At 46.4% G+C, this 10,663-nt stretch carries 12 protein-coding genes; all 12 read right to left on the bottom strand.

The window, feature by feature from the left end:
- Positions 1-311: 311 nt before the first annotated feature.
- Entirely contained in the window at positions 312-1,811 is a 1,500-nt protein-coding gene (gene lysS / locus G9F75_RS19225; RefSeq protein ID WP_014416740.1) for a lysine--tRNA ligase, read from the bottom strand.
- 89 nt (positions 1,812-1,900) lie between these two features.
- Positions 1,901-2,902, bottom strand: coding sequence for a tRNA dihydrouridine synthase DusB (dusB, locus tag G9F75_RS19220; RefSeq protein ID WP_007409948.1), 1,002 nt, complete (start codon positions 2,900-2,902; stop codon positions 1,901-1,903).
- 21 nt (positions 2,903-2,923) lie between these two features.
- Positions 2,924-3,133, bottom strand: a complete 210-nt coding sequence (locus G9F75_RS19215; RefSeq protein WP_003150668.1) for a helix-turn-helix domain-containing protein — start codon at positions 3,131-3,133, stop codon at positions 2,924-2,926.
- Positions 3,085-3,588, bottom strand: coding sequence for a 2-amino-4-hydroxy-6-hydroxymethyldihydropteridine diphosphokinase (gene folK / locus G9F75_RS19210; protein ID WP_007409947.1), 504 nt, complete (start codon positions 3,586-3,588; stop codon positions 3,085-3,087). The genes G9F75_RS19215 and folK overlap by 49 nt, the downstream gene beginning before the upstream one ends.
- Positions 3,585-3,947 (bottom strand): dihydroneopterin aldolase, encoded by a 363-nt coding sequence (gene folB, locus G9F75_RS19205; RefSeq protein ID WP_022552479.1) that lies wholly within the window; start codon positions 3,945-3,947, stop codon positions 3,585-3,587. The genes folK and folB overlap by 4 nt, the downstream gene beginning before the upstream one ends.
- Positions 3,940-4,797: a dihydropteroate synthase gene (folP, locus tag G9F75_RS19200; protein ID WP_017419482.1), complete on the bottom strand. Its 858-nt coding sequence runs from the start codon at positions 4,795-4,797 to the stop codon at positions 3,940-3,942. Before folP ends, folB begins: the two co-directional genes overlap by 8 nt.
- Entirely contained in the window at positions 4,778-5,662 is an 885-nt protein-coding gene (pabC, locus tag G9F75_RS19195) for an aminodeoxychorismate lyase (RefSeq protein WP_017419483.1), read from the bottom strand. Before pabC ends, folP begins: the two co-directional genes overlap by 20 nt.
- Positions 5,659-6,246 (bottom strand): aminodeoxychorismate/anthranilate synthase component II, encoded by a 588-nt coding sequence (gene pabA / locus G9F75_RS19190; protein WP_007409944.1) that lies wholly within the window; start codon positions 6,244-6,246, stop codon positions 5,659-5,661. The genes pabC and pabA overlap by 4 nt, the downstream gene beginning before the upstream one ends.
- Positions 6,247-6,252: 6 nt before the next feature.
- The gene (pabB, locus tag G9F75_RS19185) at positions 6,253-7,674 is read right to left on the bottom strand and encodes an aminodeoxychorismate synthase, component I (RefSeq protein WP_025650395.1); all 1,422 of its coding nucleotides are present in this window, start codon (positions 7,672-7,674) and stop codon (positions 6,253-6,255) included.
- Positions 7,675-7,840: 166 nt separating this feature from the next.
- Complete coding sequence (gene cysK, locus G9F75_RS19180) at positions 7,841-8,767, bottom strand: cysteine synthase A (RefSeq protein WP_007615206.1); 927 nt, start codon at positions 8,765-8,767, stop codon at positions 7,841-7,843.
- Positions 8,768-8,842: 75 nt separating this feature from the next.
- Complete coding sequence (locus tag G9F75_RS19175; protein WP_167409314.1) at positions 8,843-9,733, bottom strand: peptidyl-prolyl cis-trans isomerase; 891 nt, start codon at positions 9,731-9,733, stop codon at positions 8,843-8,845.
- A 45-nt stretch (positions 9,734-9,778) separates the two neighbouring features.
- Entirely contained in the window at positions 9,779-10,654 is an 876-nt protein-coding gene (hslO, locus tag G9F75_RS19170; protein WP_004264606.1) for an Hsp33 family molecular chaperone HslO, read from the bottom strand.
- Positions 10,655-10,663 lie beyond the last annotated feature (9 nt).

The raw sequence follows: 10,663 nt of genomic DNA, 5'->3' as shown, positions 1-10,663 counted from the left end.
CGCACATCGCTGTGCGATTTATTTAAAACTTTGAATTAACAGGTACGTTTTGTCTTGTTTAGTTTTCAAAGATCATTTTGTCTTTCGTTCAAGCGACTTTATTATTATATCTTATCAATCTCTTGAAGTCAACAACTTTTTGAATTTCTTTTTTTCGTCAGCGCCTTGTTTAGCGGCAACGAATAATAATATACCACCTCACAAATAATAGTGCAATAGTTTTTTAAAAGAAAATCAAAAAAGTTTTACGAGCGGCTTGTTTCTAAAAAAGCGCCGTACTGCGATAAGCAGAAACGGCGCCTGCCCTTTTATTAACGTTGTCTCATTTGAGGGAATAATAAAACGTCTCTGATAGACGGAGCATTTGTTAACAGCATGACAAGGCGGTCGATACCGATACCCAATCCCCCGGTCGGCGGCATGCCGTATTCAAGAGCTTCAACGAAGTCTTCATCCATCATATGCGCTTCATCGTTTCCTTCTTCTCTTTCTTTTAATTGCGCTTCAAAGCGTTCCCTCTGGTCAATAGGGTCATTCAGCTCCGTAAACGCATTAGCATGCTCACGGCCGACGATAAACAGCTCAAAACGGTCTGTAAAGCGAGGGTCCTCCGGATTTTTCTTAGCAAGAGGAGAAATCTCTACAGGGTGGCCGTAAATAAATGTAGGCTGAATGAGTGTTTCTTCAATTTTTTGTTCGAAGAATTCATTGATGATATGACCCACCGTCATTGAGTTTGTGATCTCGATACCATGCTCTTTTGCATGACCGCGCGCTTCTTCAACAGTCATCTCATTCCAGAAATCTACGCCTGTCGCTTCTTTGACCGCATCTACCATGTGGAGTCGTTTCCATTCAGGTTTCAGATCAATCTGCTCTTCTCCGTACTGGATTGTGGTGCTTCCAAGCACTTCCTGCGCAATATGTGCTACGAGGTTTTCCGTAAGACTCATAATATCTTTATAATCGGCGTACGCTTCATACAGCTCGATCATCGTGAATTCAGGGTTATGGCGTGTAGAAACACCTTCATTACGGAACACACGGCCGATTTCGTAGACTTTTTCCAATCCGCCGACAATCAGGCGTTTCAGGTGCAGTTCAATCGCAATACGCATATAAAGAGGCATATCGAGCGCGTTATGGTGCGTGATGAACGGGCGTGCAGACGCTCCTCCCGGTATGCTGTGCATCGTAGGTGTTTCAACTTCTAAGTATCCATGGTCATCTAAGTATCTTCTCATCGCTTGGATGATTTTGCTGCGTGTGATAAACGTTTGTTTGCTGTCAGGGTTTACGATGAGATCGAGATAGCGCTGGCGGTAACGCTGTTCAACATCTTTTAACCCATGATATTTATCAGGAAGAGGACGCAGTGCTTTTGTCAGCAGTTCAAAAGATGTCGCTTTGACAGAAAGCTCGCCTACGTTTGTTTTGAAAACTTTCCCCGTGATGCCGATAACGTCTCCGAGGTCTGAAGATTTAAAGATTTCATATTGTTCTTCGCCGACACTGTCTTTTCTTACGTAAATTTGAATTTGACCTTCTAAGTCCTGCAGATGCGCAAAGCCGGCTTTCCCTTTTCCGCGCTTTGTCATCATACGGCCTGCAATGGTCACTTCGATCGCTTTTTCTTCCAGTTCTTCTTTAGAAAGCTCCTGGTAGGCGTCAATGATCTGTTGAGATTGATGCGTTCTCTCGAAACGTTCGCCGAAAGGGTCAATGCCGTTTTCTCTCAGCTGGTTCATTTTATCTCGTCTGACTTGCAGCTGGTCGTTCAATTCCTCATGATTTTGCTCTTCTTGACTCATTGGTATCACTCCGTTACATTTTGATTTCACGAAAAAGCAGAAAAACTGCCAGCGGTAAGCTGGCAGTGAGCAGCAATAGAGGGTGTATATTAACCTACTTTTGCATCTTGAAGCTCTTTTGCCTCTGCTTCGGCGGTAAATGCATCTAAAAGCTGCACAACTTCTTCACGCGTCTCACATTGGTTGATTTCGTTGCGTACATTCGCATTGCCTCTGACACCTTTCAGGTACCAGGCAGCGTGTTTTCTCATTTCTCTGACTGCCACATTTTCGCCTTTTAACTTAATCAGGCGGTCTAAGTGCAGTTTGCATACCGACATTTTTTCACGGACTTTCGGTTCGTCTTTTAACTCACCGGTTTCAAGGTAGTGCACCGTACGGTAAATCATCCACGGGTTGCCGAGTGCGGCCCGGCCGATCATGACGCCGTCAACTCCTGTTTCCTCAAGCATACGTTTCGCGTCCTGAGGCGTTTTGACATCACCGTTTCCGATGACGGGAATGGAGACGGATTGCTTCACTTCTTTAATGATATCCCAGTTCGCAGTGCCTTCATACATTTGCACTCTTGTGCGGCCGTGCAGGGCAACGGCTTTTCCGCCGGCACGTTCAACGGCTTGGGCATTTTTCACCGCATAGATGTGCTCTTCATCCCAACCCATTCTCATCTTCACTGTAACCGGCTTATCAACAGCATCTACTACTGCGGATACCATTTCATAAATCTTATCAGGATCGAGAAGCCATTTGGCGCCCGCATCACATTTTGTAATCTTGGGTACAGGACATCCCATGTTAATATCAATAATATCAGCAGTCGTGTTTTGATCTACAAACTTCGCCGCTTCCACAAGGGTTTCCTTTTTCCCTCCAAAAATCTGAAGGCTGAGCGGTTTTTCACGTTCATCAATGTAAAGCATCCCCATTGTTCTTGCGTTGTTGTAAAGAATCGCTTTGTCACTGACCATTTCAGCGCATACCAATCCGGCTCCGAATTCCTTTACAGTCAATCTGAACGCTGAGTTGCAGACACCGGCCATAGGGGCAAGCACAACCCGGTTTTTCAATTGAATATCACCGATTTTAAACATTTTTCCCCTCCTTTCATTTGTCTATTTTTCAGGCGGGGCCAATTCGTCCGCACTTATATTTAAAACATCTGCCGCATCTTGAATGATGGCATCTGACGGCAATCGGTTTCCGCGTTCAATTTCACCGACAATAGAAACTGATATACCTAATGCTTTTGCAAATCCTTCTTGAGTATAACCTTTCAGCTTTCTGAATGCACGAATTCGCCTACCCCAGATTTCTGCTTCCATACTCTTACACCTTCTTGGTTTGTTTCAGCGCTTATCGTGATATGATCCGCCTGCGGACATATTTCTTTTAACGGCGCAAGGACAAATAAGCGCTCATACATTCTCGGATGCGGAACAATCAGCCGCTCTGTTTCAATATTTTCACGATTATACAGCAAAATGTCAAGGTCTGCCGTCCGCGGTCCCCAGCGAATCTCTCTCGTTCTGCCTAATTCAGCTTCAATGCTCTGCGTTACATCAAGAAGTTCAAAAGGAGATAACGACGTTTTCACTTCAACCGCCATATTGAGAAACTGATCTTGATCCTCATAGCCGACGGGATCTGTTTCATATATGGAGGACACCTTTGACACCGTCACGCCATGATGCCGGCTGAGCATGGCCACTGCCTGACGCAAATAATGTTCACGGTCGCCCATATTGGAACCGAGGCCGATATATGCCGTATTGTTCATGATTTCTTTCTCGTCATTTCTATAGCTACTGATTTATAATGGCCGGGAATCGGCGGGTCAGGCTTAACAACCTTTACCGTACATTGCTGCACCGGCTCAAATTTCTTAAGGACGGTGTCTGCGATCCGTTCCGCAAGGGTCTCGACCAAATTAACGGGCTCGCCCTCAACGATGCCGCGGCAGACACTGTACAATTCCGCATAGTTAATGGTATAAGAAAGGTCATCCGTTTTTCCCGCTTTGCTCAAATCCAGTTCGGCAGTCAGGTCTACTTTGAAGCGCTGGCCGAGTTTGTTTTCTTCTTCGAACACGCCGTGATATCCGTAAAACTCCATACCTTCCACATATACTTTATCCATAATGTGCGCCTCCTTTGTTCAACATAGCATCCATCATCTTAGTCATTCTTGCGATCTCTTTGACATCGTGCACCCTCACAATGTCGCAGCCTTTCTGGACGCCAAGGCATACTGTCGCTCCCGTTCCCTCAGCACGTTCTTCAGGGGGAAGGTCAAGTACACGGCCGATGAACCTTTTTCTCGATGTCGCCAGGAGCAGCGGATAACCTAACCCGCTGAACACCTCCAGCTTGTTCATGACAGCCAGATTGTCCTCATAGTTTTTCGCAAAGCCGATCCCCGGATCCAGAATCATGTTTTCATCTGTGACGCCGGCTTCTGCGGCAATTTTTACGCTTTCCATCAGGTCTGCAAGCATATCAGGAATAAGATCGTTGTAGTTTCTTTCCGTGCGATTATGCATTAAGATAATCGGAACCCCGTGTGCGGCGGCTACTGACGCCATGTCAGGGTCACCTTTCGCCCCCCAGATGTCATTAAGGATAGAGGCTCCCGCTTTGACCGCTTCGTCTGCCACGGACGCTTTGTACGTATCGATTGAAAGCGGAATGTCCAGCTCGCTTGTAATCCGTTCTATGACGGGGATGACTCGTGACATTTCCTCATCAGCCGACACGAGTGATGCGCCGGGCCTTGTCGATTCGCCGCCGATATCTATAATATGCGCCCCTTCTTCAGCCATCTTCACCGCACGCAGAAGCGCCCTTTCCGTACTGTCGTATTTACCGCCGTCAGAGAAGGAGTCTGGCGTTACATTTAATATCCCCATAACGAGCGTCTTCTCTTTATAGGACAGAGCGCCTTTTTTTGTATGAATCAGTTTAGGCTGTTCAATTGTTTGCTGCGCCATTTTGTTCCTCCTCCTGTACATTCATTTTGTTTATTTCCTGCTGATACTGCTTACGGAGCAATTGCACCGTTTTTCCGCTCATTCCGGGCAGCGGCACTTCCTCTATTTTAGAAAACGGGATGATTTCAAGCACGGAGTTTGTCATCCATGCTTCATCCGCTTCAAGCATTGATTGAAAACGGAATCGGCCTTCGGTGACTTCTGTCCCCTGCCGTTTCAATTCATCAATGACAAACTGTCTCGTTACGCCGTCGAGAATTCCCGTATCCAAAGATGGCGTAAAGACCTTGTCTCCTTTTCGCCAAAACACGTTGGAGACAATGCCTTCCGCGACATCTCCTTCACCGGTCAGGAAAATGCCTTCAAGATTGGGGTCATTCCCGATCTCCCGTTTAGCATACATGTTGTTTAAATAGTGATGGGATTTTAACCGAAAAGATCCTTCAGGCGTGTTTCTCCGGACAGAGAGAAGCCTGCCTTCTTTTTGAACAGGCAGAGTTTCCGGATTGAGCCGGTTGACGAAACAAAGGACGGTCGGCTTTTCATAAGTCTGCGCGGCAAATCCCTTATCGCTGACGCCTGCCGAGATGTTAAGCCGGACACGCGCGCTGCCGTCCTTGATGTCATTGAGGAGCAACAGTCTCAGAAGCATATCAAGCAGCTCCTGTTTGTTCACCTCATATGCAATCTGCAGATCCCGAAGCGCCCTGTTGAGCCTGGCGACATGCGCATCCGGCAGAAACGGCCGGCCGCTGTAAAGCCTGAACGTCTCGAACGCGCCGATCCCGTACAGATAACCATGGTCAAAAGGAGAAAGCGCCGCTTCTTTCTCCTCTATATATTGACCATTCAAATATATAATCACACCGTTACTTCCTTTTTGCGGTGTGTCTCTATAAAGTTTCTGAGCATCTCTTTGCCGAAGGAGGTCATGATGGATTCCGGATGGAACTGAACACCTTCAACAGGCAGCTCATTATGGCGGATTGCCATAATTTCTCCTTCTTTGGTTTGAGCGGATACCGTAAAACAATCCGGCAGCGTGTCCGCTTTGACAATAAGTGAATGGTACCGGGTGGCGACCAGCGGATTTTGCAGGCCTTTAAAAATCGTCTGTCCGTCATGCATAACTTCTGACGTTTTGCCGTGCATGAGCCGCTCTGCTCTGACGACATCGCCGCCGAATACTTGCGCAATCGACTGATGCCCGAGACATACGCCGAAAATAGGAATACTGCCGGCAAAATGTTTGATGGCTTCGAGGCTGATCCCCGCTTCATCAGGACTGCACGGCCCGGGTGAAATCATTAAGAAGTCCGGACCCAGCTCTTCTATCTGCTCAATCGTAATCTCGTCATTCCGTCTGACGATCAGTTCCTCCCCGAGCTCACCCAAATATTGAACCAAGTTGTACGTAAATGAATCATAATTGTCAATCATTAAAATCATCTCTGCTCACCTCGTCTGATTTTTTGTCTCTTCTTCGCTCAGCTCTAACGCCTTTTTCATCGCAAAAGCTTTTTTGAACGATTCCTTGTATTCATGCTTCGGAACCGAATCAATGACCACTCCTGCTCCGGACTGCATAAAAGCATGTCCGCCGGCTGCATAGATCGTCCGGATCACAATGTTAAACTGCAAATCTCCGTTGAATCCGAACCAGCCTATAGATCCAGTATAAAGCCCCCGTCTTGTCGGCTCAAGCTCTTCTATAATTTCCATCGTTCTCACTTTGGGCGCTCCCGTGATGGTGCCCCCCGGGAACACCGCATGAATAATGTCTGTCGCGTCATATCCGTCCTGCAACTCTCCCTGTACGTTTGACACGATATGCATGACGTGGGAATACTTTTCGATCGCCATAAATTCGTTAACGCGCACGGAGCCGTAGCGCGATACGCGCCCGAGGTCATTGCGCTCAAGATCAACAAGCATGACGTGTTCCGCACGTTCTTTTTCATTGTGAATTAATTCGTCAGCCAAAGCCTTGTCTTCAGCATCGTCTTTTCCTCTTGAACGCGTACCCGCGATCGGTCTCGTTTCAAGCTTCTTCCCCTTCTTTGTCACCAATAGCTCCGGCGACCCGCATATCACTTGAAACCCCGGTGTCTCGAGATAGGCCATGTAAGGAGACGGATTGACGTTTCTCAAGTGTTTATACACCTCATACGGATGAACGGATAAAGACTGAGACTGCCTGATGGATAAATTAACCTGGAACACATCGCCGCTCGCGATATATTGTTTAATTTGTTCTACAGCCTGCGAAAATCCTTCTTCAGTGAACGGAGCGGCGTACGATCCGTCCCCATTCCGATCCAGCGGTGAAAAAGGCTCGTCCGCCGTTTGGAGGGAACACCACATGTCCTCTAAGCCGGACAGCTTTTCTTCCGCAAGATCCGCTTCTTCCGCTTCAGTATGGGTAATGAGCCATAACGCCTCTTCCTCATGGTCATAAACGGCCACATCATCAAAAACAAGAAAGTAAATATCAGGTGTTTCCAGATCATCTAACGACAGCATCTTAAAATTCTCAATATATCGGGCGTAGTCGTAACTGATAAAACCAATCGCACCGCCCTGAAAGTCCGGAAACTCAACGTTTGTTTCCGTTCCGAGCGTTCCAAACCATTCATGAAAGGCCCGCAGCGGGTCACCTTCTTTAAACAGTGTTTCCCCCTCATGCTTGATCGTTGTAATTCCGTCTTTCCCTCTGACGGACGCAATCGGATCTAGACCGGCTATACTGAATCTTCCCCCTCTCGCGCTTTCGAGCAGAACATGCCGTTTTCTCGATTTCGAAAGGTTTTCATATCGCTGTAAAAATGCTTGTTTCGTAAAAGGTATTTTTCTTCCTGCCGGTCTGCGTTGTGCCATCATATCAATCCTCTGCTTCGTTTTACTGTAGTTTTATTTTAAAGCAATCACACTGGTGAAAAAAGTGAATTTCGCTTCCAACCATAAAATTCGAAACGTTTTTTGGATTTTCGATGCTTCAGCACAAAAAAACTCCCGGATACAGCCGGGAGCCGTGTATATGTCTCTATTCAAACTGATAAAGCGGTGTGCTTAAGTAACGTTCTCCGTTACTAGGGATGATCGCAAGCACTTTCTTGCCTTTCCCCAGTTTTTTCGCGATTTCCAGTGCCGCGTAAATGGCCGCTCCGGAAGAAATGCCACCGAGAATCCCTTCTTCTTTTGCCGTTTTACGGGCATATTCAAATGCATCCTCGTTTTTGACGGGAATGATCTGATCATAGATGTCCGTATTCAATGTTTCAGGGACAAATCCCGCTCCGATACCCTGAATTTTATGCGGGCCCGGTTTTCCGCCGGAAAGAACTGGAGAATCCGCCGGCTCTACCGCATAGATTTTGATGGATGGATATGCTTCTTTCAGCACTTCGCCCGCTCCCGTGATGGTTCCGCCGGTACCGATTCCGGCCACGAACGCATCAAGCTGGTCGTCACCAAACTGTTCTACGATTTCTTTCCCCGTCGTTTGGCGGTGAATTTCCGGGTTTGCCGCATTGTTGAATTGCTGAGGCACAAAGTATCCGTGTTCCTCGGCAAGTTCTTCCGCCTTTTTAATGGCGCCCTTCATTCCTTCTGCGCCGGGAGTCAGCACAAGCTCCGCTCCGTATGCGCGCAGCAGATTGCGTCGTTCCATACTCATTGTATCAGGCATAACGAGAATGGCTCTGAGACCTTTAGCCGCTGCCACCATCGCAAGACCGATCCCTGTATTTCCGCTTGTCGGTTCAATGATTGTGTCGCCGGCTTTTAATTTTCCTTCTTTTTCAGCCGCTTCAATCATCGCCACTCCGATCCGGTCTTTTACGCTGCTGCCCGGATTCATGTATTCAAGCTTCAGATATACATCTGCACTGTTTTCATCCGTCAGGCGATTCAATTTCACAATAGGAGTATTTCCGATTAGTTCAGTAATAGAATTTGCAATACGCACCATGTTGGACACCTCAATTTCCGACTAAATTTATTGGTATTATAAATATAAGTTATCAATTTCAAAATTTTTTGTCAATCATTTAGTTCTTTTTTCCCCGTAGAACCAAGAGACCCCCGCCTCTTTCCACAGCGTTTTGACTGTCGCCTTGTCACCTAATTGATCCATCGCGATCTGGCGTCTGATTTGGCTCTTCACTTCATTGTATGAGAAAGTTCTCGCTTTAAGCTTTTCTTTCAGCTGAATGACGGCGTATCCTGAGGAAACTTTAATCGGTTCAGCGGACCATTCATCTTCTTTAAGATATTTAGCTTCTGTGATATATGCCTGCGGGATATTTTCCTGGTTTTCTGTCACAAAGCCGAGGTCTCCGCCATACTGAGACGTGTATCTGTCCGTGGAACGCTCAGCGGCGACTGCTTCAAAGCTGGAACCGCCTTTCAAATCAGCAAGCACCCTGTCCGCCTCTTCTTTGTTTTTGACGACGATGTGCCGGATTCTGTAGGAATCATCGAAATGGTACAATTCTTTATTTTTATTATAAAATGATTGCATTTCCTTATCCGATATATCGATGTCCTTCGTCAACAGTTCTTCAAGAAGAATGTTGTAGCGGATCTGGTCTCTCCATTCTTTTTCGGTAATATGGCTGTCTTCATAAAATGAATTATTCACCGCTTTGATTAAAAGAAACTCCCGCTCCAATTCGCTGTTTGAAACTGTGAGTTTATTCTTTTTCGCAAGCTCTTTCACTACTTGTGCATTAATCATGTCTTCCAGAGTTGATTTTCCGTACTGGTCTTCCATCTTTTTCATCCAGTCTTGCCGTGTGATATGTTTATCACCGATTGTCGCGATGGATTCTTCAGATGACCCCGCGGCTTGGGATTTTGTTAACTTATACGCCACTGTCACACTGCATACTAACAGCGCCGCTACAATAATCGTCAAAAGTGTTCTCGATTTCAAAATCTACCCCATCCCTTTTATAAAATAGAACAACCCGCTAAAGAGCTAGCGGGTTGTTTCGTCACGAAGCTCTTCCAGTTCTTCTTTTGTAAATAAATATTTCTCATTACAAAAATGGCAAACCGCTTCGGCTTTTCCGTCTTCTTCTATCATATCTTGTATTTCTTTTTTGCCTAGTCCTAAAATGGCCGTTTCGAATCGATCTTTTGAACAAGAACAGTGAAATTTGACCGGCATTGTTTCGAGAACGTCCGGTTTTTGACCCAGAACTTCTTCTAAGATTTCTTCCGGTGTCAGGCCTTTTTGAATCAATTTTGAAATCGGTTCGATTTGAGATAATTGCTTCTCAATTGTTGAAATGGTTTCTTCATCAGTCCCCGGAAGAAGCTGAATGATGAACCCGCCCGCAGCGAGAATCGTGTTATCAGGATTTACTAGAACACCTACGCCGACAGATGAAGGGACTTGTTCAGAAGAAACAAGGTAATACGTGAAGTCGTCACCGAGTTCACCCGAGACAATCTCTACTTGTCCCGTAAAATAATCACGCAAGCCCAAATCTTTTACGACACTGAGTGTTCCGTCAGTTCCGACCGCCCGTCTGACATCCAGTTTCCCTTGTTCATTGAGGTCAAAATGAACGTGCGGGTTTGATACGTATGCTCTTACCTCACCCTTTGCGTTCGCATCTGCGACAATGGCTCCGATCGGGCCGCCGCCTTCTATTTTGACTGTCAGCTTATCTTCACCCTTAAGCATCGCTCCGAGCATCAGAGAAGCTGTCATCGTCCGGCCGATTGCGGCTGATGCCGTCGGCCACGTGTCATGCCTTCTTTGCGCTTCATTAACCATATCTGTCGTTCTGGCTGCATAAGCCCGCACTTTACCGTCATATGCAATTGCTTTAATTAAATAATCCATCGTTTACCT

This window comes from Bacillus sp. EKM208B (assembly GCF_011800725.1).
Taxonomy (GTDB): domain Bacteria; phylum Bacillota; class Bacilli; order Bacillales; family Bacillaceae; genus Bacillus; species Bacillus velezensis.
The sequence above is the reverse complement of the archived record's forward strand: the minus strand, read 5'-3'. Positions and strand labels throughout refer to the sequence as shown.

Coding starts and splice junctions, on each gene's coding strand:
- lysS (WP_014416740.1), bottom strand. CDS start 1,811: ATGAGTCAAGAAGAGCAAAATCATGAGGAATTGAACGACCAGCTGCAA.
- dusB (WP_007409948.1), bottom strand. CDS start 2,902: ATGTTTAAAATCGGTGATATTCAATTGAAAAACCGGGTTGTGCTTGCC.
- G9F75_RS19215 (WP_003150668.1), bottom strand. CDS start 3,133: ATGGAAGCAGAAATCTGGGGTAGGCGAATTCGTGCATTCAGAAAGCTG.
- folK (WP_007409947.1), bottom strand. CDS start 3,588: ATGAACAATACGGCATATATCGGCCTCGGTTCCAATATGGGCGACCGT.
- folB (WP_022552479.1), bottom strand. CDS start 3,947: ATGGATAAAGTATATGTGGAAGGTATGGAGTTTTACGGATATCACGGC.
- folP (WP_017419482.1), bottom strand. CDS start 4,797: ATGGCGCAGCAAACAATTGAACAGCCTAAACTGATTCATACAAAAAAA.
- pabA (WP_007409944.1), bottom strand. CDS start 6,246: ATGATTTTAATGATTGACAATTATGATTCATTTACGTACAACTTGGTT.
- pabB (WP_025650395.1), bottom strand. CDS start 7,674: ATGGCACAACGCAGACCGGCAGGAAGAAAAATACCTTTTACGAAACAA.
- cysK (WP_007615206.1), bottom strand. CDS start 8,767: ATGGTGCGTATTGCAAATTCTATTACTGAACTAATCGGAAATACTCCT.
- hslO (WP_004264606.1), bottom strand. CDS start 10,654: ATGGATTATTTAATTAAAGCAATTGCATATGACGGTAAAGTGCGGGCT.